The 21,647-nt window shown below is 32.7% G+C and carries 33 protein-coding genes; 30 read left to right on the top strand and 3 right to left on the bottom strand.

Annotated features, from left to right (window positions below):
* Positions 1-47: 47 nt before the first annotated feature.
* The 7 genes from radC (at position 48) to ABWP78_RS08005 (ending at position 5,179) form a co-directional block, all read left to right on the top strand.
* Positions 48-731, top strand: coding sequence for a RadC family protein (gene radC / locus ABWP78_RS08035; protein WP_353170377.1), 684 nt, complete (start codon positions 48-50; stop codon positions 729-731).
* A gap of 98 nt (positions 732-829) precedes the next feature.
* On the top strand, positions 830-1,300 hold the full coding sequence (locus ABWP78_RS08030) for a hypothetical protein (RefSeq protein ID WP_353170376.1): 471 nt from the start codon (positions 830-832) through the stop codon (positions 1,298-1,300).
* Positions 1,301-1,389: 89 nt separating this feature from the next.
* Positions 1,390-2,019 (top strand): ABC transporter ATP-binding protein, encoded by a 630-nt coding sequence (locus ABWP78_RS08025; RefSeq protein WP_353170374.1) that lies wholly within the window; start codon positions 1,390-1,392, stop codon positions 2,017-2,019.
* Complete coding sequence (locus tag ABWP78_RS08020; protein ID WP_353170373.1) at positions 2,016-3,308, top strand: ABC transporter permease; 1,293 nt, start codon at positions 2,016-2,018, stop codon at positions 3,306-3,308. The genes ABWP78_RS08025 and ABWP78_RS08020 overlap by 4 nt, the downstream gene beginning before the upstream one ends.
* Positions 3,301-3,789 (top strand): hypothetical protein, encoded by a 489-nt coding sequence (locus ABWP78_RS08015; protein WP_353170371.1) that lies wholly within the window; start codon positions 3,301-3,303, stop codon positions 3,787-3,789. The genes ABWP78_RS08020 and ABWP78_RS08015 overlap by 8 nt, the downstream gene beginning before the upstream one ends.
* Positions 3,790-3,791: 2 nt before the next feature.
* Positions 3,792-4,478: a YjjG family noncanonical pyrimidine nucleotidase gene (locus ABWP78_RS08010; RefSeq protein ID WP_353170369.1), complete on the top strand. Its 687-nt coding sequence runs from the start codon at positions 3,792-3,794 to the stop codon at positions 4,476-4,478.
* The gene (locus ABWP78_RS08005) at positions 4,475-5,179 is read left to right on the top strand and encodes a hypothetical protein (RefSeq protein ID WP_353170367.1); all 705 of its coding nucleotides are present in this window, start codon (positions 4,475-4,477) and stop codon (positions 5,177-5,179) included. The genes ABWP78_RS08010 and ABWP78_RS08005 overlap by 4 nt, the downstream gene beginning before the upstream one ends.
* A 62-nt stretch (positions 5,180-5,241) precedes the next feature.
* Here ABWP78_RS08005 and ABWP78_RS08000 read toward each other — a convergent pair whose 3' ends face one another.
* Entirely contained in the window at positions 5,242-6,531 is a 1,290-nt protein-coding gene (locus ABWP78_RS08000; RefSeq protein WP_353170365.1) for a replication-associated recombination protein A, read from the bottom strand.
* A gap of 110 nt (positions 6,532-6,641) precedes the next feature.
* On the opposite strand from ABWP78_RS08000, the gene ABWP78_RS07995 reads away from it, so the two are divergent.
* Positions 6,642-7,418 carry a rhomboid family intramembrane serine protease gene (locus ABWP78_RS07995; RefSeq protein ID WP_353170363.1) on the top strand — a complete coding sequence of 259 codons (777 nt, stop codon included), beginning with the start codon at positions 6,642-6,644 and terminating at the stop codon, positions 7,416-7,418.
* Between the two features lie 12 nt (positions 7,419-7,430).
* On the opposite strand, the gene rlmB is transcribed toward ABWP78_RS07995, so the two are convergent.
* On the bottom strand, positions 7,431-8,168 hold the full coding sequence (gene rlmB / locus ABWP78_RS07990; RefSeq protein ID WP_353170361.1) for a 23S rRNA (guanosine(2251)-2'-O)-methyltransferase RlmB: 738 nt from the start codon (positions 8,166-8,168) through the stop codon (positions 7,431-7,433).
* Positions 8,169-8,203: 35 nt separating this feature from the next.
* Positions 8,204-9,859 carry a BamA/TamA family outer membrane protein gene (locus ABWP78_RS07985; protein WP_353170359.1) on the bottom strand — a complete coding sequence of 552 codons (1,656 nt, stop codon included), beginning with the start codon at positions 9,857-9,859 and terminating at the stop codon, positions 8,204-8,206.
* 232 nt (positions 9,860-10,091) lie between these two features.
* Here ABWP78_RS07985 and rpsL point away from each other — a divergent pair, with 232 nt between their 5' ends.
* From rpsL to ABWP78_RS07875, 22 genes are all read left to right on the top strand, one after another.
* Complete coding sequence (gene rpsL, locus ABWP78_RS07980; RefSeq protein WP_091314384.1) at positions 10,092-10,478, top strand: 30S ribosomal protein S12; 387 nt, start codon at positions 10,092-10,094, stop codon at positions 10,476-10,478.
* A gap of 26 nt (positions 10,479-10,504) precedes the next feature.
* Positions 10,505-10,981, top strand: a complete 477-nt coding sequence (rpsG, locus tag ABWP78_RS07975; protein WP_353170357.1) for a 30S ribosomal protein S7 — start codon at positions 10,505-10,507, stop codon at positions 10,979-10,981.
* Positions 10,982-10,992: 11 nt separating this feature from the next.
* Positions 10,993-13,149: an elongation factor G gene (fusA, locus tag ABWP78_RS07970; protein WP_353170355.1), complete on the top strand. Its 2,157-nt coding sequence runs from the start codon at positions 10,993-10,995 to the stop codon at positions 13,147-13,149.
* 11 nt (positions 13,150-13,160) lie between these two features.
* Complete coding sequence (rpsJ, locus tag ABWP78_RS07965) at positions 13,161-13,466, top strand: 30S ribosomal protein S10 (protein WP_091314374.1); 306 nt, start codon at positions 13,161-13,163, stop codon at positions 13,464-13,466.
* Between the two features lie 204 nt (positions 13,467-13,670).
* Positions 13,671-14,288 (top strand): 50S ribosomal protein L3, encoded by a 618-nt coding sequence (rplC, locus tag ABWP78_RS07960; protein ID WP_353170353.1) that lies wholly within the window; start codon positions 13,671-13,673, stop codon positions 14,286-14,288.
* Positions 14,288-14,917, top strand: a complete 630-nt coding sequence (gene rplD / locus ABWP78_RS07955; RefSeq protein ID WP_353170395.1) for a 50S ribosomal protein L4 — start codon at positions 14,288-14,290, stop codon at positions 14,915-14,917. Before rplC ends, rplD begins: the two co-directional genes overlap by 1 nt.
* A gap of 8 nt (positions 14,918-14,925) precedes the next feature.
* Positions 14,926-15,216 carry a 50S ribosomal protein L23 gene (rplW, locus tag ABWP78_RS07950; RefSeq protein WP_353146852.1) on the top strand — a complete coding sequence of 97 codons (291 nt, stop codon included), beginning with the start codon at positions 14,926-14,928 and terminating at the stop codon, positions 15,214-15,216.
* Positions 15,217-15,225: 9 nt separating this feature from the next.
* Positions 15,226-16,050, top strand: coding sequence for a 50S ribosomal protein L2 (gene rplB, locus ABWP78_RS07945; RefSeq protein WP_353170351.1), 825 nt, complete (start codon positions 15,226-15,228; stop codon positions 16,048-16,050).
* A gap of 6 nt (positions 16,051-16,056) precedes the next feature.
* Positions 16,057-16,335 carry a 30S ribosomal protein S19 gene (rpsS, locus tag ABWP78_RS07940; RefSeq protein ID WP_024981511.1) on the top strand — a complete coding sequence of 93 codons (279 nt, stop codon included), beginning with the start codon at positions 16,057-16,059 and terminating at the stop codon, positions 16,333-16,335.
* A gap of 6 nt (positions 16,336-16,341) precedes the next feature.
* The gene (rplV, locus tag ABWP78_RS07935; RefSeq protein WP_353170349.1) at positions 16,342-16,752 is read left to right on the top strand and encodes a 50S ribosomal protein L22; all 411 of its coding nucleotides are present in this window, start codon (positions 16,342-16,344) and stop codon (positions 16,750-16,752) included.
* Positions 16,753-16,757: 5 nt separating this feature from the next.
* Complete coding sequence (gene rpsC, locus ABWP78_RS07930; RefSeq protein ID WP_353170347.1) at positions 16,758-17,498, top strand: 30S ribosomal protein S3; 741 nt, start codon at positions 16,758-16,760, stop codon at positions 17,496-17,498.
* Between the two features lie 20 nt (positions 17,499-17,518).
* Positions 17,519-17,938, top strand: coding sequence for a 50S ribosomal protein L16 (gene rplP, locus ABWP78_RS07925; RefSeq protein ID WP_291241490.1), 420 nt, complete (start codon positions 17,519-17,521; stop codon positions 17,936-17,938).
* Between the two features lie 12 nt (positions 17,939-17,950).
* Entirely contained in the window at positions 17,951-18,142 is a 192-nt protein-coding gene (rpmC, locus tag ABWP78_RS07920; protein WP_291241489.1) for a 50S ribosomal protein L29, read from the top strand.
* A gap of 17 nt (positions 18,143-18,159) precedes the next feature.
* Entirely contained in the window at positions 18,160-18,417 is a 258-nt protein-coding gene (gene rpsQ / locus ABWP78_RS07915) for a 30S ribosomal protein S17 (protein WP_166125940.1), read from the top strand.
* 2 nt (positions 18,418-18,419) lie between these two features.
* A complete protein-coding gene (gene rplN / locus ABWP78_RS07910) occupies positions 18,420-18,788 on the top strand; it encodes a 50S ribosomal protein L14 (RefSeq protein WP_091314332.1) in 369 nt (122 codons plus the stop codon).
* Positions 18,789-18,799: 11 nt separating this feature from the next.
* The gene (gene rplX / locus ABWP78_RS07905) at positions 18,800-19,114 is read left to right on the top strand and encodes a 50S ribosomal protein L24 (protein ID WP_091314328.1); all 315 of its coding nucleotides are present in this window, start codon (positions 18,800-18,802) and stop codon (positions 19,112-19,114) included.
* Positions 19,115-19,116: 2 nt separating this feature from the next.
* Positions 19,117-19,668 carry a 50S ribosomal protein L5 gene (gene rplE / locus ABWP78_RS07900; protein WP_353170344.1) on the top strand — a complete coding sequence of 184 codons (552 nt, stop codon included), beginning with the start codon at positions 19,117-19,119 and terminating at the stop codon, positions 19,666-19,668.
* A 3-nt stretch (positions 19,669-19,671) separates the two neighbouring features.
* Positions 19,672-19,941, top strand: coding sequence for a 30S ribosomal protein S14 (gene rpsN / locus ABWP78_RS07895; protein ID WP_091314321.1), 270 nt, complete (start codon positions 19,672-19,674; stop codon positions 19,939-19,941).
* Between the two features lie 104 nt (positions 19,942-20,045).
* Positions 20,046-20,444: a 30S ribosomal protein S8 gene (gene rpsH, locus ABWP78_RS07890; RefSeq protein WP_353170342.1), complete on the top strand. Its 399-nt coding sequence runs from the start codon at positions 20,046-20,048 to the stop codon at positions 20,442-20,444.
* Positions 20,445-20,462: 18 nt separating this feature from the next.
* Positions 20,463-21,005, top strand: coding sequence for a 50S ribosomal protein L6 (rplF, locus tag ABWP78_RS07885; protein WP_353170340.1), 543 nt, complete (start codon positions 20,463-20,465; stop codon positions 21,003-21,005).
* Between the two features lie 11 nt (positions 21,006-21,016).
* On the top strand, positions 21,017-21,367 hold the full coding sequence (gene rplR / locus ABWP78_RS07880) for a 50S ribosomal protein L18 (RefSeq protein WP_353170338.1): 351 nt from the start codon (positions 21,017-21,019) through the stop codon (positions 21,365-21,367).
* Between the two features lie 3 nt (positions 21,368-21,370).
* A partial coding sequence (locus tag ABWP78_RS07875; RefSeq protein WP_502905475.1) for an uS5 family small ribosomal subunit protein occupies positions 21,371-21,647 on the top strand: 277 nt, incomplete at its 3' end.

Raw genomic sequence — 21,647 nt, 5'->3', positions numbered from 1 at the left:
TTTTTTTTATTAAATTTGATTTTTATAAACACCAAAATAATTTTTTTATGTACACGCCAATTCATCAGTGGGCCGAAGACGATCGCCCACGAGAAAAACTTCAACTTAAAGGTAAATCAACCTTATCCGATTCGGAATTATTAGCTATATTAATAGGTTCAGGCTCCAGAAATGAAAGCGCACTACAATTGTGTCAGCGAATTTTAGCCGCATCAAACCATAATCTTAATCAGCTTAGTAAACTTTCAGTTCATCAATTAGTTCAATTTAAAGGTATCGGAGAAGCTAAAGCCATAAGTATTGTTGCCGCTTTAGAATTAGGCAGAAGAAGAAGGTTGGAAGAAGCAACCGAATTACCAAAAATCACTTCAAGTAAAAACGTGTATGAAATTATGCAACCCATAATTGGAGAGTTACCCCACGAAGAATTTTGGGTGTTGTATTTAAATAATTCTAATAAAGTACTTCATAAATCGCAAATTAGTAAAGGTGGCATCACAGGAACTGTGGTTGATAATAGAATGGTTTTCAAAACGGCTTTTGAATATCATGCCACTTCAATAATTTTATGTCACAATCATCCTTCTGGCAAATTACAAGCAAGTGAACCCGATTTACAATTGACTAAAAAGCTAAAAGTTGCAGGTCAAACTTTAGACGTTTTAATATTAGATCACATTATTATTACTGAATTTGGTTATTTAAGTTTTAAAGATTCAGGTATTTTTTAGTATGGGTACAAAGATTTATTCTTGATAAAAAAAACTTATGTGCCTATGTGTTTAAAATAGAAAATGTACTTTTGCAAAATAAATTTACAGTCAATACAATGAACGAATTATATCAATTTACCAAACAAGATTTAAGATTAGTTTCACAAATAAAACAGCATCAAAATATTTCGGCTATTTTTTATCATTTTTGGATTAATTTAGTCAATCCTGAAGAAAAATTTGTTTTTGTGGACACTATTGAAATTGTTTTTGATAAAACAACTACTTATTTTTTCAAAATTAATGAAGAAGATAATGGTTATACAATTTCTTTAAACTACAATTTTGAGGAAGAACAAAAAATGTTAGACGAAAAATTTCAAGAAGTACTTTCGTTAAAAAGAGTAGATGTGAGCGCAGCTACTATTTGGAAAGATAAAATTAAAACACCTCTTTTATCTGTAAATACAGTAAATGATTACGAAAACAGAAACGAAAACTTTATTCATTTTGATTTTATTGATGGCTCATTAGCAATTTATTACAATGAAGAAAAAGGATTATTAGTTGAAGATTACGAAGCATAACTGCTTTTTGATTGATTGAGATAAATTTTTGTTAATACGTTTTCAATCTTATTTCAATATTCTTATCTTGCCACATAATACAGAACAAAATGATAAGCACAAAAAATATAACATTTTCTTACGATAAAAATCAAAATTTCATTATGCCTGATTTATTTTGCCAGGCAGGAAGTACCATTTTGGTTACAGGAAATTCAGGTAAAGGAAAAACCACCTATTTGCACATTTTAGCAGGTTTATTGCAACCCAATTCTGGTGAAATTTTTATTGATAATACCGATTTCACAAATCTTAAAGCTGGTAAAGCGGATACTTTTAGAGGTAAAAATATTGGTGTGGTTTTTCAAAAATCTCATTTTATTGCTTCGCTTTCCGTTATAGAAAATTTAGAAATGGCAAGTTGGTTAGCTACTGGCAAAAAGCACACAAAACGCGCCAAAGAATTATTAAACAAATTAGATATTTTAGAGCAAGCGCACAAACAACCAAGTCAATTGAGTGTTGGGCAACAACAGCGTGTTTCTATAGCAAGAGCATTAATTAATGAACCTAAAGTGTTGTTAGCCGATGAACCCACATCAAGTTTAGATGATAAAAATGCAGACAATGTAATTGAGTTATTGGAATCATTATCTAAAGAATATAAAGCCGCTTTAATTATTGTTACGCATGATAGTCGTATTAAAGCCAAATTCACCAATCAAATTACAATGGTATGATCGGAAAATTAGCATGGAAAAATATTTGGTTTAAACCATTAAACACCATTTTGAGTATTTTGTTATTAACTGCTTCAGTAGCTATTATAACAGTTTTAATTTTAGTTGAAAAACAATTCGAAGAAAAATACCAAAGCAATTTAGATGGTGTCGATTTGGTACTTGGAGCTCAAGGAAGTCCTCTTCAACTTGTACTTTCATCAGTATATCAAGTTGATGATCCAACAGGAAATATTAGTTACGATTCAGTCAAAGTTTGGATGCAACATCCGTATGTAAAAAAAGCCATTCCGTTAGCGTATGGCGATAATTATGTAGGATTTAAAATCGTCGGAACTACTCCAAATTATATAGAAAAATATCAAGCTAAAATAGCTGAAGGGAAATTGTTCGAGCATAATTTTGAAGTAGTAGTTGGCGCTGATGTTGCTGAAAAATTAAATTTAAAAGTAGGAGATACTTTTAAAGGAACACACGGAAGTGCTGCAGAAGGCGAAGTACACGACCACGGAGAATATATCATTGTAGGAATTGCTACTAAGACTGGAAAAGTTATAGATAATTTAATTTTATCGAATATTCCAACGGTTTGGCAAATGCACCACGAAGAAGGTCACGAAGAAGTTGCCGAAAATCCTGCTCACGGGGAGCCTGGACATGTGCATGAAGATGAAGAGCATGTTCATACAGCAGAATGTAATCATGATGCTCACGAATCGGATATGACTATAGATGAGCCAAATATGGAAATAACTTCTGTTTTAATTGAGTTTAAAAACAAAATGGGTGTTTTTATGTGGCCAAATATTATCGCACAGAACACAAAAATGCAAGCTGCTTTGCCTACGTATCAAATGAACAGATTGTTTGATATGTTTGGAGTGGGTTTAAATGCGTTGAAATATTTAGCATTCGGAATTATGCTAATTTCAGGAATATCAATTTTCATTGCTTTATTCAATACCCTAAAAGAAAGAAAAGCTGAATTTGCCCTTTTACGTGTAAATGGTGCCAAAAAACATCAACTGCTTTTGGTTGTTTTACTTGAAAGTATCTTACTTTGTATTGTAGGGTATTTTTTTGGAACTATTTTAGGTAGAGTCGGAATAGTCTTATTATCAAAAGCATCAGAATCTGATTTTAAATTAGGATTTAATCCTATGGAAATTATTTGGGAAAAAGAAGGACTTTTATTTGGTTTAACTTTGTTAGTTGGATTAATAGCTGCCTTAATTCCTGCTATAAAAGCATACACTATTAAAATATCAAAAACTTTAGCAAATGCGTAATTCAGTAAAAATAATAATGGCCTTATTAATTGGCGTTTTTTTATTCAGTTTTCAAAATCAAGGAGAAGTAACCACTTATACATCTTCAAAAAGAGTTTTTGTTTCAGCAGATACATTAACTTGGAAATTGTTGGGCGAAATTAAATATTTGAAGAAAAAACACGCTTCTTATGGCGAAGTTGATTTTCCGGTTATTAACACAAAATTGAAAAAATTAGCTAAGAAAACCATTGTAATGAGTGGATTTATTGTACCTATTGATAACAAAAATTATGCTTTAAGTAAGAATGTTTTTGCTTCTTGTTTTTTCTGTGGGAAATCAGGACCAGAAACTATTATGGGGATAAAATTTAAAGGCGCTACACCAAAACTTAAAACGGATACGTATTTAACAATAAAAGGTACTTTCCGTCCAAATGAAGACGATGTAGAAGATTGGATTTATAATTGTGATAATGCTGAAATTGTAAAAGGAAAATAAATTTGGAAGATATAAAACATATTTTTTTTGATTTAGATCATACGCTTTGGGATTTTGAAAAAAATTCGGCTTTAGCTTTTGAAAAAATATTTCAAGAACTAAATTTCAATATCAATTCTCAACAATTTATGGATATTTATAATCCAATTAATGTTGCGTATTGGAAATTGTATGAAAAAAATGAGATTGATCAAGAAACCCTTCGTGTGAGTCGCGTTAAAGACACTTTTGAAGCACTTAATTTTGAGATTTCATTAGATCAAATAAATACCATTTCACATTTGTTTATTGAGTATTTAACTTCAAATAATCATTTGATAGAAGGTACAATTGAAACGTTAGACTATTTAAAAGATAAATATGTTTTGCATATTATTACCAATGGATTTTCATTTGTACAAGATGTAAAATTACAAAAAAGTAATTTAGATAAATATTTCGTTACCATCACCAATTCGGAAGCAGCGGGGCATAAAAAACCCCACGAAAATATTTTCAAACACGCGTTAACTTCTGCAAATGCTTCTAAAACAGAAAGCATAATGATTGGTGATAGTTTTGAAGCAGATGTTTTAGGAGCCCAAAATTTCGGAATAAAAGCAGTTTATTTTAATCCAAAAGCGGAAATGATTTCGCAAAATCAAATTATTCAAATACAAAGTTTAACCCAATTAAAAAATTTATTATGATGAAAAATTTTTCAATTTTAGTACTCGTTTTCTTATCATTCACTTCTTTTGCTCAACAAAATAAAGTGATTATTATTTCTAACAAATACGAATTTCAAAAAGAAAAAAACACGTATAATATTAATACTATGCTAAAAGCTATATTGATATCAAATAGTTATCAAGTGTTTTTTGATGATGAAGAATTGCCTATAGAGATTGCACAAAATAAATGTAATGCTTTAACAGGTGTTTTAATTGACAATAGCAATTTGCTTGTAAGAAAAATCAAATTTCAAATTAGAGATTGTCAAAATAATTTGTTGTTTGAAACGGCGGAAGTAAAAACTAGAGAAAAAGACATTCAAAACGCTTATATTGAAACAATTAAATTGTTAAGCCCAGAATTGAAAAAATACAAACCTGATGTAACATTTACAAAAGAAGTTGTTGCAACACCAGAACTAGTTGATACACCAAAAATTTCAGAATTTAAAACGTTTTTAAATTGTAGTTTTGAAAAAAGTTTAGATTATTCTCGTGATTTTGAAATTGGAGGGACGGAGCAAAATGTTTTATTGTTTCTGCAAAAAACTAAAAACTTTAATGTTTTTATTGCTTACAAAGAGGGTGCAAATGGTGTTTTTACAAAAACAGATAAAAAAGGTATTTTCGAATATTATATTGATGGTAAATATATGGTTGAAGAGTATTTGTTTTAGTAAAAAGGTTAATTTCCTTACGACTAACACCCTATACCTTTCACCTAAAACCCAACACCCAATCAATACCCATATTTATTCTTCCATCTGTTTTTTAAAAACTGACGAATTTCTTTTTCCCTGGCATTTTCGCCTGGTTCAAAAAATGTAGTTTCAGAAATTTCGGTTGGTAAAAATTCTTGTTCAGCAAAGTTATTAGCAAAATCGTGTGAATATTTATATTCCTCCCCGTAACCTAATTCCTTCATTAATTTAGTTGGCGCATTTCGTAAATGGATTGGTACCGCTAAATCTCCCGTTTGTTTCACTACTTGCTGGGCTTTTCCAATGGCCATATAACTGGCATTACTTTTTGCAGAAGTGGCTAAATAAATCGCACATTGACTCAAAATAATTCTGCTTTCTGGATAACCAATTGTACTCACAGCTTGAAAGGCATTATTCGCCATAATAAATGCTGTTGGATTGGCGTTTCCAATATCTTCACTTGATAAAATTAGCATTCTACGAGCAATAAATTTAACGTCTTCGCCACCTTCAATCATTCGGGCTAACCAATATACTGCGCCGTTTGGGTCGCCTCCACGAATTGATTTTATAAATGCTGAAACAATATCGTAATGTTGTTCACCTGTTTTATCATACAACACTGTGTTTTTTTGAACCAATTGCATTACCTTTTCATTAGTAATTTCTATTATTGCTGAGCCTGTCAAAGTATCGGTAGCATTAATTACCAATTCAAAAATATTCAATAACTTTCTACCATCACCACCTGATAATCTAAGTAAGGCTTCTGTCTCAATTAAACTAATATTTTTGGTTTTTAGATAGTCATCTACAGCAATTGCTCTGTGTAAGATGTTTTCTAAATCTTCTTTTGTAAATGCATTTAAAACATATACCTGACATCGTGACAAAAGTGCAGGGATGACTTCAAAACTTGGGTTTTCAGTTGTGGCGCCAATTAAAGTTATCCAGCCTTTTTCTACTGCCGCTAAAAGCGAGTCTTGTTGCGATTTACTAAATCTATGAATCTCATCAATAAATAAAATAGGATTTTTAGCTGTGAATAAACCACCGCTTTGTTTTGCTTTTTCAATTACGTCTCTAATGTCTTTTACACCTGAATTAATAGCGCTCAATTCGTAAAACGGGCGTTTACTTTCCTGTGCCATAATTTGTGCCAAGGTAGTTTTTCCTGTTCCTGGAGGTCCCCATAAAATTAAACTCGGAATAATTCCTTTTTCAATTTGTTGGGTTAACGAGCCGTTTTCGCCAACCAAATGAGATTGGCTAATGTATTCGGATAAAGTTTTCGGACGTATTCGTTCTGCTAAAGGTATTGTCATAAAGCAAATTTAAACAATGCAATCTTCTCAAACAATTTTTTTTAATTTTAATATGATATGCCAAATTTTCATATCTTGTACTTTGGCTTCATTTTTGACTTTTCTTAAATATGATTAAATCGTCTATAGATAAAAATTTTTATTTTTCACTTTCTGTGCTTCTATTTCCGTTGCTCTTTGTAATGATGTTATGGATGACGTATTCTTTGAATTTGCATTATTTTCCAGAACTGTATCAATACGGAATTTTACCTAAGACGGTTAAAGGTTTACGAGGCATTCCGTTACATATTTTTATTCACGGAAATTTCAAACATTTACTTAATAATTCTATTCCGATTTTCTTTTTGGTGATGGCCTTGAAGTATTTTTACCGCCAACAGTTTTTTAAAGTATTATTTTTAGGTATTTTATTTACAGGATTAGGAACCTGGCTTTTGGGTAGAAACTCCTATCACATTGGTGCAAGTGGATTGGTGTATTGTTTGGTAAGCTTTATTTTTTTTAAAGGAATTTTAACTAAATATTACCGATTAGTCGCCTTATCATTAACCATTGTATTATTATATGGAGGTATTATATGGTATATGTTTCCCAATGCAGAAACGTTAAACGGAGGCGTGTCTTGGGAAGGACATTTTGCTGGTTTTGTAACGGGTTTGATTATGGGAATTTTTATAAAAACACCTCAATTTTCGGCACCAATTTTTTATGATTGGGAACATCCAGATTTTGATCCAACAGATAAACCTTTCTTTAAACAATTTGACGAAAACGGCAATTTTATAAACCCACCAAAATCTGAAAGTATTGAAGAAACAGAAGTAGATTCGTACTTTAAATCTTCAGTAAAGGTGATTTATGATTTTTTGAAAATGAAAAATTAGATAATTGTCTAATTACAAAAGACGCTGCCTAATAACTTCATATAAAAAAGCACCACAGGCAACGGAAACATTTAAAGATTCAATAGTTCCGTACATCGGTAATTTTGCTTTTTCATCCACCACTTTTAACACAGAAGGGTTTACACCACGTTCTTCATTACCCATAATAATCGCTACTGGAACTTTAAAATCGATATCATAAATGGTGTTTTCTGTTTTTTCTGTAGCAGCTACGGTTTTGATGTCGCAACTTTGTAAATGAAAAACGGCATCCTTAATATGGTCTACTTTACAAATTGGAATATTAAATACGGCACCAGCACTTGTTTTTACAGTGTCGCCATTTACTGGAGCGGAACCTTGTTTTTGAACAATAATTCCATTAACGCCAACACATTCGGCTGTTCTAATAATTGCACCAAAATTTCTCGCGTCTGATAATTGATCTAAAATTAAAAACAATGGCGTTTTACCACTTTCTAAAGTTTGTTCAATTAACGTATCTAAATCGTGAAAAGCAATTGGCGAAATTGTAGCCACAGCCCCTTGGTGATTTAAAGAAGTAAAACGATTCAGTTTTTCTACAGGTACATAGCTAAAATTGACATTATTCGCTTTTATAGCTTTCATTAAATCTTTCATTAAGTCGCCCTGAGCTTCTTTCTGAATAAATACTTTATCTATAACTGCGCCCGAATGTATGGCTTCAATAATGGCTCTAATTCCAAATATCTGATTGTCGTTTTTCATAGGTGCAAATATAGGTAAGTTTATTCAAATTTATTTTAAAAATACGTTTTAAAACTAATTTGAACTATAGAATTAGATAGTTTTATGGTTTGGTTTCCAGTATTTCCATTGGCATACACTAAATTAAATAAGCCACCATTGCTAAGTAATCCGAAACCAAAACCCAGTCCGTAAAGTTGGTCTTCGGTATTATTGGCTTTGTCTTGGTAATATCCGAAATCAGTAATACTGTAAAAATATAAATTGGGTGAAGCGACATAGCGATATTCGGCAAAAAGACCAGTAAATACGTTTCCTTGCAAGCTATTTTCGTTAAAACCTCTAATGGATTGAATGCCTCCAAATCGGTATAGTTCATTAGTAAAATAATCATTGCTTTGAAGAAAATAGGTATCTGTTTTAATATGAATAACATTTTTTTTGTTGAGTTCGAGCAATTTTTGTAGTTGAATTTGAGCAAAAAACTGATTCGTTTTTACGGCGCTTGCTGTTCGGTTACCCATTCCGAATTTTGTAAAAACGGTAAATTTATCTGGAAATAAAGAATCGTCAAAACTAACTTTTTTATGTTCAAAAACAGAAGTAATAAATGTGGATTTTAAATCTTTAATGGTTGAAGATGTTGCTTTTTGAATCGCTTCCGAAACATTATCCTTATAGCCTATAAAAACTTTTGTGTTGTAATTTATCATATAACCCAAATCGAAATCGAAACTACTATTTTGAAAAATGGTATCTTGTTTAAAAATTCTTAAATTTGTTTTTAATGCCAACCGACTCTTAAAAATGTAAGCTAAATCTAAATTAACATTGAACGTACTTTGTTTATTTCCGTCATTTTTCCAATATAAATTAAATCGCTCTCCAGAATTTAAATTATTATACAAGTTCAAATCCAAATAGCCATTAAATTGTAATTTCTGAGTCGCTTCTTTGTTTCCAAATCCTAAAAAACCATCAAAAGTATTGTTCTTTCTTTTTTCTAAATACAAATATACTTTTGTAGAATCTGTTGTTAATAAAACTTCAGGATATTTTAGCTGTGATACAAAAGGCAAAGCATTAAAATCGGAATGAATTTTTTTAATAACATCTTTGTTAAAAGGTTTTGCGTTGTATTTTCTTAAAAAAACTATTTTAATACCTTCAGGAAATTGGCTGTATCCTTGAAAAACCAATTGGTTAATCTTTCTAATTTTGTTTAATTCAATTACTAAATCAGCTTGTAATAGGTTGTTGGTTTTGGTAAAATTTCTTAAATGTATTTTCGATTGAGCAAAACCCTTCTTTTCTAAAACATTTAATTTTTCGTTAATGTAATTTTCTGTATTAGAAAGTAAAATGATTTCAGAAGTGGTTAAATTTAAAATTTCTTTCACTTCATTTGATAGACTATCGTTTTTAATTTCAATATTCCGAGTTAAATTCCCTAATCTATACATAAAGGTAAAACTACTGTCGTTATTTTTTTTGGATTGAAGAAATTCGTTTTCTAAATAGCCAATTTTTAATAAATTGTCATTGAATTTTTTTTGAGTTTCTAAAATATTCTTTATATCGATATGCTTTTTAGTGTAGCCAATGCTATCAATTATTTTATTTTCAACAGAAGAACTTCCTTCAATTTTTAAATAAAATTGCTGACTATATATATATGGTGACAGAAAAAATAGAAAAAACAAATATTTCATAGTCCAAATATAACGTAATTTTTCTTGAATTTATTTTGTTGTTTAATTTTAAAAGTAACACAAATTTAAGACTTTGGATATTTTAACTTAAAGCCATTCGACTATATCTGGTTATCAAAAAGTTAGAAAATTAAAAATAAATAATATAGAGTTTGTATAATTAAAAATAATTTCTACCTTTGCATCCCTTAAAATAAGGTAACAATAAACAAAGTTTAATTAAAATTTAATTATGCCAACAATTCAGCAGTTAGTTAGAACAGGAAGAACCAAAATAACTAAGAAGAGTAAATCGGCGGCTTTAGATTCATGTCCTCAAAGAAGAGGTGTATGTACTCGTGTTTACACAACGACTCCAAAAAAACCAAACTCAGCAATGAGAAAGGTAGCTAGGGTTCGTTTAACAAACGGAAACGAAGTAAATGCATACATTCCTGGAGAGGGGCATAATTTACAAGAGCACTCGATAGTATTAGTTAGAGGTGGAAGGGTAAAAGATTTACCAGGAGTTAGATACCACATTGTGCGTGGTGCTTTAGACACAGCAGGTGTTAAAGACAGAACACAACGTAGATCTAAATACGGTACAAAACGCCCTAAAGAAGCAGCTAAAAAGTAATTATTTAACACTTTTAAAGAAAAGACATGAGAAAAAGACAGGCCAAAAAAAGACCTCTTTTGCCAGATCCAAAATTCAACGATCAGTTGGTAACACGTTTCGTAAACAACTTAATGTGGGATGGTAAAAAATCAGTTGCTTTTAAAGTATTTTATGATGCTTTAGAAATAGTTGAAACAAAAAAACAAGATGCAGAGAAATCAGCATTAGAAATTTGGAAAGATGCATTAACAAACGTTATGCCTCACGTAGAAGTACGTTCACGTAGAGTGGGTGGAGCTACATTTCAAATTCCAATGCAAATTCGCCCAGATAGAAAAGTATCTATGGCAATTAAATGGTTAATTCTTTACACTAGAAGAAGAAATGAAAAATCTATGGCTGGTAAATTAGCTGCAGAAATTTTAGCAGCGGCCAAAGAAGAAGGTGCAGCAGTTAAGAAAAGAATGGATACTCACAAAATGGCAGATGCTAACAAAGCATTCTCTCACTTTAGATTTTAATTTGAATAGAGATGGCTAGAGAACTTAAATATACAAGAAATATTGGAATTGCTGCTCACATTGATGCTGGTAAAACAACAACAACTGAGCGTATATTATTCTATACTGGTAAATCACACAAAATTGGTGAAGTACATGATGGTGCTGCAACAATGGACTGGATGGCTCAAGAACAAGAAAGAGGTATTACAATTACTTCAGCAGCTACAACTTGTGAGTGGAATTTTCCAACTACACAAGGTAAATTGTTGCCAGAATCATTGCCTTATCACTTTAATATTATTGATACTCCTGGACACGTTGATTTTACTGTAGAAGTAAACAGATCTTTACGTGTTTTAGATGGTTTAGTTTTCTTATTTAGTGCAGTTGATGGTGTTGAGCCACAATCTGAAACTAACTGGAGATTAGCAGATCAATACAAAGTACCACGTATCGGTTTTGTTAACAAAATGGACAGACAAGGATCTAACTTTTTGATGGTATGTCAACAAGTAAGAGATATGTTAAAGTCTAACGCAGTTGCAATTACTTTACCTATTGGTGAAGAAAATGATTTCAAAGGTGTTGTTGATTTAGTAAGAAACCAAGCAATTGTTTGGGATGATGCAGGAATGGGAGCAACTTATGAAGTTGTTGATATTCCAGTTGACATGCTTGATGAAGTAAAAGAATACAGAGATATCCTTATTGAAGCAGTTGCAGATTACGATGAGAACTTGCTTGATAAATACATGGAAGATCCGGATTCAATTACTGAGGAAGAAATCAATATTGCATTAAGAGCTGCGGTTATGGATATGGCTATTATCCCTATGATTGCAGGTTCGTCTTTCAAAAACAAAGGGGTTCAATTCATGTTAGATGCTGTATGTAAATACTTACCATCTCCAATGGATAAAGAAGGTATTGAAGGTATTCACCCTGATGATGCTGAATTATTAGAAGAAGATCAAACTAAAATATTACGTAAGCCAGATGTTAAAGAGCCATTCGCTGCTTTAGCATTTAAAATTGCTACTGACCCATTCGTAGGTCGTTTAGCTTTCTTCCGTGCTTATTCAGGTCGTTTAGATGCTGGTTCTTATGTGTTAAATACACGTTCTGGTAGTAAAGAAAGAATTTCTCGTATCTATCAAATGCACGCTAACAAACAAAATCCAATCGAATATATCGAAGCTGGAGATATTGGAGCAGCAGTTGGTTTTAAAGATATTAAAACTGGAGATACATTGTGTGATGAAAAACACCCAATTATTCTTGAGTCAATGAAATTCCCTGCGCCAGTAATTGGTATCGCTATTGAGCCAAAAACAAAAGCAGACGTTGATAAAATGGGTATGGCTTTAGCAAAATTAGCTGAAGAAGATCCAACATTTACTGTAAGAACAGACGAGGCTTCAGGTCAAACTATTATTTCAGGAATGGGTGAGTTACACTTAGATATTCTTGTAGATAGAATGAGACGTGAATTCAAAGTTGAAGTAAACCAAGGTGAGCCTCAAGTTGAATATAAAGAAGCATTCACAAAAACTGCTACACACAGAGAAACATACAAAAAACAATCTGGAGGTCGTGGTAAATTCGGTGATATCGTATTTACATTAGAACCAGCTGATTTAGTTGATGGTAAAGCTCCTGTTGGATTACAGTTTGTTAATGCGGTAAAAGGTGGTAACGTTCCTAAAGAATATATTCCATCTGTTGAAAAAGGTTTCCGTGAAGCTATGAAATCTGGTCCTTTAGCAGGATACCAAGTAGATAGTTTAAAAGTAACTTTAACTGACGGATCTTTCCACCCTGTCGATTCTGATGCGCTTTCTTTTGAATTAGCAGCAAGAATGGGTTATAGAGAAGTAGCAAAAGCTGCTGGAGCAATCGTATTAGAGCCTATCATGAAAATGGAAGTTATTACACCAGAAGAAAACATGGGAGATATCGTAGGAGATATTAACCGTCGTAGAGGTCAGGTGAATGACATGGGTGACAGAAACGGAGCTAAAACTATCAAAGCAGATGTGCCATTATCAGAAATGTTCGGTTATGTAACTACATTAAGAACATTGTCTTCAGGTAGAGCAACTTCAACAATGGAGTTCTCACACTACGCTGAAACACCTGCTAATATTTCAGAAGCGGTAATTAAAAAAGCAAAAGGTAACGCTTAATTCTTAAGAAAATGAGTCAAAAAATCAGAATAAAATTGAAATCTTACGATCATATGTTGGTAGACAAATCTGCTGAGAAGATTGTAAAAACTGTAAAGAGTACAGGTGCAGTAGTAACGGGTCCTATTCCATTACCAACACACAAAAGAATTTTCACAGTATTACGTTCTCCACACGTAAACAAAAAATCTAGAGAGCAGTTTGAATTAATGTCATACAAAAGACTTTTAGATATTTATAGTTCTTCTTCAAAAACGATTGATGCGTTAATGAAGTTGGAATTACCAAGTGGTGTTGAAGTAGAAATTAAAGTATAACTTTATTTCATTATAATTAAAAAACCGAGTTGAAATACTGCTCGGTTTTTTTATATTCTCAAGGGAAAAAAAGTAGATTTTTATTGTTTTTAAAAATAAGTTAACATTTATTTTTGAGAATAATAAAATATTTATATATTTGCACCCTTGAAAAAATTCAGCAATCGTGCTGAAAATCAATGTTTAATTAAATAATATGTATTTATGTCTGGGTTAATCGGAAGAAAAATCGGTATGACTAGCATCTTTGACGAGAATGGGAAGAATATTCCATGTACCGTTATTGAAGCTGGACCATGCGTTGTGACCCAAGTCAGAACCAATGCAGTTGATGGGTATGAAGCCCTTCAATTAGGTTTCGATGACAAAACTGAAAAGCATACAGTAAAAGCTGAAGAAGGTCACTTCAAAAAAGCGGGTACTGCTGCTAAGAAGAAAGTTGTTGAATTCCACGGTTTTGATGCGGAGTTTAAGTTAGGAGATTCAATTGATGTAAACTTATTCACTGAAGGTGAATTTGTTGACGTAGTTGGAACTTCAAAAGGTAAAGGATTTCAAGGTGTTGTAAAACGTCATGGTTTCGGTGGGGTAGGTCAAGCCACTCACGGTCAACATAACCGTTTACGTGCACCAGGATCTGTTGGAGCGTCATCTTATCCCTCTAGAGTATTTAAAGGAATGAGAATGGCAGGAAGAATGGGTGGAGATAATGTAACAATTCAAAACTTAAAAGTATTGAAAGTTGTTGCAGAGAAAAATCTTTTAGTAATTAAAGGGTGTGTACCAGGGTGCAAAAACTCTTATGTAATCATTCAGAAGTAATGGAAGTAAAAGTTTTAGATATAAACGGAAAAGAAACAGGTCGTAAAGTAAATCTTGACGATACCGTTTTCGCTATAGAACCTAACAAACATGCTGTATATTTAGATGTTAAGCAATACTTGGCTAACCAAAGACAAGGAACGCATAAAGCTAAAGAAAGAGCTGAAGTTGCAGGTAGTACACGAAAAATAAAAAAACAAAAAGGTACAGGTACTGCTCGTGCAGGATCAAAAAAATCTCCTTTATTTAAAGGTGGTGGTACTGTTTTTGGACCAAGACCAAGAAGTTATTCATTTAAATTGAATAAAAACTTAAAAAGATTAGCACGTAAATCTGCTTTTTCTATAAAGGCTTTGGAATCAAATATTCTTGTTGTTGAAGATTTTACTTTCGACGCACCAAACACTAAACAATTCATCAATGTATTGGGTTCTTTAGGGTTAGAAAACAAAAAATCTCTATTTATATTGGGTGATTCAAATAAAAATGTATATTTGTCGTCGCGTAATTTAAAAACAACTTCTGTTGTAACTAGTTCAGAATTAAGTACTTATGCGATTTTAAACGCAAAAAGTTTGGTTCTTTTAGAAGGTTCAATTGAAGCGATAGAAGCTAATTTAAGTAAATAATTCAGATCATGAGTGTTATTATCAAGCCAATTGTAACTGAAAAGTTAACTAAAGATGGTGAAGTTTTTAACCGTTTTGGTTTTATAGTTGAAAAAACAGCTAATAAAGTACAAATCAAAAAAGCTGTTGAAACAGCGTTTGGTATTACTGTAGTTGCTGTTAGAACAATGAACTATAGAGCTGATAGAAGTGTAAAATACACCAAAAGCGGATTAATCAGTGGAAAAACAAATGCTTACAAAAAAGCAGTTGTTCAAGTTAAAGAAGGAGAATCGATAGATTTTTATACTAATATCTAATATACAACAATGTCAGTTAGAAAATTAAAACCTATTACCCCAGGTCAGCGTTTTAGAGTTGTTAATAGCTTTGACACTATTACAACTGATAAGCCGGAGCGTTCATTGATCGCACCGAAAAAAAACTCTGGAGGTAGAAATAGTCAAGGAAAAATGACCATGCGTTATACAGGTGGTGGTCATAAACAAAAGTATCGTATAATTGATTTTAAAAGAACAAAAGTTGGAGTTCCTGCTAATGTGAAAACAATCGAATACGATCCAAACCGTTCAGCATTCATTTCATTATTATATTATGCAGATGGAGCAAAAACTTACGTTATTGCACAGAATGGTTTACAAGTTGGGCAAACTATAGTTTCAGGAGAAGATGCTTCACCAGAAATTGGAAATGCGTTACCTTTAAGTAAAATTCCATTAGGAACAGTTATTTCTTGTATCGAATTAAGACCTGGACAAGGTGCAGTAATTGCACGTTCGGCAGGTACATTTGCTCAGTTAATGGCTAGAGATGGAAAATATGCAACAATTAAAATGCCATCAGGAGAAACAAGATTAATCTTGTTAACTTGCTCGGCTACAATTGGAGCAGTATCTAACTCTGACCACCAATTAGTAGTATCTGGTAAAGCAGGTAGAACTAGATGGTTAGGAAGAAGACCTAGAACAAGACCAGTAGCTATGAACCCAGTTGATCACCCTATGGGAGGTGGAGAAGGACGCTCTTCAGGAGGTCATCCACGTTCAAGAAAAGGTTTACCAGCTAAAGGTTATAGAACTCGTTCTAAGGTGAACCCGAGTAACAAGTATATTGTAGAACGTAGAAAGAAATAATAAGATATGGCACGTTCATTAAAAAAAGGACCTTTCGTTCATTATAAGTTAGAAAAGAAAGTTGAAGAAAACATTGCCGGTGGTAATAAAGGAGTTGTTAAGACTTGGTCTAGAGCTTCTATGATTACTCCAGATTTTGTTGGACAAACAATAGCAGTTCATAACGGTCGTCAATTTGTACCAGTTTACGTAACAGAAAATATGGTAGGTCACAAATTAGGAGAGTTTTCACCAACAAGATCATTTAGAGGTCACGCTGGAGCAAAAAATAAAGGTAAAAAATAAGAAGCAATGGGAGTTCGTAAAAGAGAAACAGCAGATGCGAGAAAAGAGGCTAATAAGTCTATTGCTTTCGCGAAATTGAATAACTGCCCTACTTCACCTAGAAAAATGCGCTTAGTAGCAGACTTGGTTAGAGGTCAGAAAGTGGAAAGAGCTTTGAATATTTTAAGATTCAGCTCAAAAGAAGCTTCAAGAAAATTAGAAAAATTAGTATTGTCTGCTATCAACAATTGGGAGCAGAAACATGCTGAAGGAAATGTTTCTGAAGCAGGTTTATTTATAAAAACTATAACTGTAGATGGTGGAATGATGTTAAAAAGACTTCGTCCAGCACCGCAAGGAAGAGCACACAGAATAAGAAAACGTTCTAATCACGTTACAATCGTATTAGGATCAAACGATAACACACAAGCAAATTAAGTAAGATGGGACAAAAGACAAATCCAATAGGAAACAGACTTGGGATCATCAGAGGATGGGATTCAAACTGGTATGGTGGAAATGATTACGGTGACAAAATCGCTGAAGATTATAAAATCAGAAAGTATATCCATGCTCGTTTATCAAAAGCTAGTGTATCAAAAGTAATCATCGAGAGAACTTTGAAACTTGTAACCGTTACTATCACTACTGCTAGACCTGGTATTATTATCGGAAAAGGCGGACAAGAGGTAGACAAGTTAAAAGAAGAACTTAAGAAAATTACAGATAAGGAAATTCAAATCAACATTTTCGAAATCAAAAGACCTGAATTAGATGCTTACTTAGTCGGTAACTCTATTGCTCGTCAAATCGAAAGTCGTATTTCTTACAGAAGAGCTATCAAAATGGCTATCGCAGCAGCAATGAGAATGAACGCAGAAGGAATTAAGGTTCTTATTTCTGGTCGTTTAAATGGTGCAGAGATGGCGCGTTCTGAAGGCTTCAAAGAAGGAAGAATTCCATTATCAACTTTCAGAGCAGACATTGATTATGCATTAACTGAAGCGCATACTACTTATGGTAGAATGGGTATCAAAGTATGGATAATGAAGGGTGAAGTTTATGGTAAAAGAGATTTATCTCCTTTAGTAGGTATGGACAAAAAAGGTCCAAAATCAACTGAAAGAGGTGGTTTTGATTCAAAAGGAAAAGGCGGTAAACCAGCTCCACGCAAAAGAAAGTAATTTTTTAAATTAAAGACAAAATGTTACAACCTAAAAGAACAAAATATCGTAAGGTACAAAAGGGAAGAATGAAAGGGAACTCTCAAAGAGGGCACATCCTTTCAAACGGAATGTTTGGTATTAAATCTATGGATTCTTCTTTTATCACGTCTCGTCAAATTGAAGCATCTCGTATTGCTGCAACTCGTTACATGAAAAGAGAGGGTCAATTATGGATTAAAATATTTCCAGACAAACCTATTACAAAAAAACCACTTGAGGTACGTATGGGTAAAGGAAAAGGAGCAGTCGAATATTGGGCTGCTGTTGTAAAACCAGGAAAAATTATGTTTGAAGTAGGTGGAGTGCCTATCTCAGTAGCTAAAGAGGCGTTACGTCTTGCAGCACAAAAACTTCCTGTAAAAACTAAGTTTATCGTTGCTAGAGATTTCGAAGCATAATAAAAATTAATTATGAAACAATCTGAAATAAAAAATCTATCTGTAGCTGACTTACAAGCAAAGCTTGTTCAGGTAAAGAAAACGTATAACGACCTTAAAATGGCTCATGCTATTTCTCCAATAGAGAATCCGCTTCAAATGAGAACATTAAGAAGATCTGTGGCAAGAATTGCTACTGAAATTACTAAAAGAGAGTTACAATAATTGTATTCTGCTGAAAGATGGAAAAAAGAAATTTAAGAAAAGAAAGAGTTGGTGTTGTTACTAGTAATAAAATGGATAAATCTATTGTTATTTCAGAAACAAAAAGAGTAAAACACCCTATGTATGGTAAGTTCGTGTTAAAAACTAAGAAATATGTTGCACACGACGAAACAAACGACTGTAATATTGGTGATACTGTAAAGATTAGCGAAACGCGTCCTTTAAGTAAAACAAAATGTTGGAGATTAGTTGAAATCATTGAAAGAGCTAAGTAATTATGGTACAACAAGAATCAAGATTAAAAGTAGCAGATAACACGGGAGCAAAAGAAGTTTTAACTATCCGTGTTCTAGGTGGAACGAAACGTCGTTACGCATCTGTAGGTGATAAAATTGTAGTTTCAATAAAAGACGCAGCTCCAAACAGTAATGTTAAAAAAGGATCTGTTTCAACTGCAGTTGTAATACGTACCAAAAAAGAAGTGAGAAGAGCCGATGGTTCATACATTAGATTTGATGATAACGCATGCGTATTATTAAATGCTGGTGGTGAAATGAGAGGTACTCGTGTTTTTGGTCCAGTAGCTAGAGAACTTCGTGAAAAACAATTCATGAAAATTGTATCATTAGCACCTGAGGTGCTTTAATTCTCAAAGAAATGATGAAAATTAAAATAAAATCAGGAGACCTAGTACGTGTTAATGCTGGTGATCATAAAGGACAAGAAGGTAAAGTTTTACGTGTAATTCGCGACAAAAACAAAGCTGTAGTGGAAGGATTAAACATGGTTTCAAAACACACGAAACCAAGTGCAAAAAGCCCACAAGGTGGAATCGTGAAAAAAGAAGCTCCTATTCATATTTCTAACTTAGCATTAGTAGACTCTAAAACAAAAGAGACTTCTAAAGTTGGTTTTAGAATGGATGGAGAAACAAAAGTAAGATTTTCAAAAAAATCTAATCAAGTTATATAGTTATGGGATACTTACCAAGACTAAAGGAAGAATATAAAAGCAGAATAGTGTCTGCTTTGAAAGAAGAATTTGGTTACAAAAATGTAATGCAAGTTCCAAAATTGGAAAAAATTGTTATTAGCCGTGGTGTAGGTGCTGCTGTGTCTGACAAAAAATTAGTAGATTATGCTGTTGATGAGTTAACTAAAATTACTGGTCAAAGAGCGGTTGCTACAATTTCAAAGAAAGACGTTGCGTCATTTAAACTAAGAAAAGGTATGCCTATTGGCGCTAAAGTTACTTTACGTGGTGAAAGAATGTATGAGTTTTTAGATAGACTTATTACATCATCTTTACCTCGTGTAAGAGATTTTGGTGGAATCAAATCTACTGGATTTGACGGAAGAGGTAATTATAACTTAGGTGTACTTGAGCAAATCATTTTCCCAGAAATTGACATTGATAAAGTAAACAAAATTTCAGGGATGGATATTACTTTTGTTACTTCTGCTGAAACAGATAAAGAAGCGAAATCATTATTAACTGAATTAGGTTTACCTTTCAAAAAGAACTAAGTTATGGCTAAAGAATCAATGAAAGCCCGTGAGGTTAAAAGACAAGCTGTTGTAGATAAATATGCTGAAAAAAGAAAAGCTTTGAAAAAAGCCGGAGATTATGAAGCATTACAAAAATTACCTAAAAACGCTTCGCCAATTCGTTTACACAATCGTTGTAAATTAACGGGTAGACCAAGAGGGTATATGCGTCAATTTGGTCTTTCACGTGTAACATTCCGTGAAATGGCAAATCAAGGGTTGATTCCAGGAGTTAAAAAAGCTTCTTGGTAATCTCGCAAAAAGTTATTACTTTTGCAAACCAAAAAATAATTTTAATTGATTAAAGGTTCAAGAAGCGAATGCTTCCTGAAAACCATAATCGCAAATTTATACATATGTATACAGATCCAATTGCCGATTATCTTACTAGAGTAAGAAACGCAGCAAGAGTAAACCACAAGGTGGTTGAAATACCTGCTTCTAACTTGAAAAAAGAAATCACAAAGATTTTATTCGATCAAGGATATATCTTAAGTTACAAATTTGAAGATGCTACCGTTCAAGGTACTATCAAAATTGCTTTAAAGTATGATAAAGATACTAAAGAGTCAGTAATTAAAGATATCCAAAGAATTAGTAAACCAGGTTTACGTAAATACGCAAGTTCTACGAATATCCCAAGAATTTTAAATGGTTTAGGTATTGCTATCGTGTCAACTTCTAAAGGAGTGATGACTGGTAAAATGGCTAAACAATTACATGTTGGTGGTGAAGTAATTTGTTACGTATACTAATTTTAAAGACCATATAAGATGTCAAGAATAGGTAAAAATCCAATTGCAATTCCAGCAGGAGTAACTGTAGAAGTGAAAGACGCTGTAGTTACAGTAAAAGGAAAATTAGGCGAGCTTACTCAGGAATATTCTGATGTAACGATCAAAATTGAAGATAACAATGTTATCGTTGAACGTTCATCTGACCATAAGAATGAGAGAGCGAAACACGGACTTTATCGTTCATTAATCAATAATATGATTATTGGAGTAGCAGACGGTTTCACAAAACAATTAGAATTAGTTGGAGTAGGATATAGAGCATCAAACCAAGGGCAAAAATTAGATTTAGCTTTAGGTTTCTCTCACAATATTGTACTTGAAGTAGTTTCTGAAGTAAATGTGGAAACCATCTCGGAAAAAGGTAAAAATCCGATAGTGAAATTAACTTCATTTGACAAACAATTATTAGGACAAGTTGCTGCCAAAATCAGAGCTTTCCGTAAACCAGAACCGTACAAAGGTAAAGGGGTTAAGTTTGTTGGTGAGGAAGTAAGAAGAAAAGCAGGTAAATCAGCTTAAAATATAAAGTTATGTCATTAACAAAATCTGAAAGAAGACAAAGAATACAGTTCAGAATCAGAAAGACTGTAAGCGGAACTGCTGCTCAACCTAGACTTTCTGTTTTTAGAAGTAATAAGGAAATCTATGCGCAAATCATAGATGATGTAAACGGTATTACTTTAGTTTCTGCTTCATCGAGAGATAAAGGGGTTACTACAGGTACTAAAATCGAAACTGCAAGTGCAGTTGGTAAATTGATCGCTGAAAAAGCACTTAAAGCAGGTGTTTCTACTATCTCTTTTGATAGAGGAGGAAACTTATACCACGGACGAGTAAAATCGTTAGCTGAAGGCGCTAGAGAAGCGGGACTTAAATTCTAAGGTATGTATCAAAATTATAAAAACGTAGAATTAGTGAAACCAGCAGGTCTTGAATTAAAAGACCGTTTGGTGAGTGTTAATCGTGTTACTAAAGTAACTAAAGGTGGTAGAGCTTTTGGTTTTTCAGCTATTGTTGTAGTTGGAGATGAAAACGGAGTAGTAGGTCACGGTTTAGGAAAATCTAAAGATGTTTCTGAAGCAATTGCGAAAGCAGTAGAAGATGCTAAGAAAAATTTAGTAAAAATTCCTTTGAATGGTCAATCAGTTCCTCACGAACAAA

It is taken from the genome of Flavobacterium sp., assembly GCF_040402955.1.
Classification (GTDB): domain Bacteria; phylum Bacteroidota; class Bacteroidia; order Flavobacteriales; family Flavobacteriaceae; genus Flavobacterium.
Note: the sequence above shows the minus strand (reverse complement) of the source record. Positions and strands in the feature narration are given on the sequence as shown.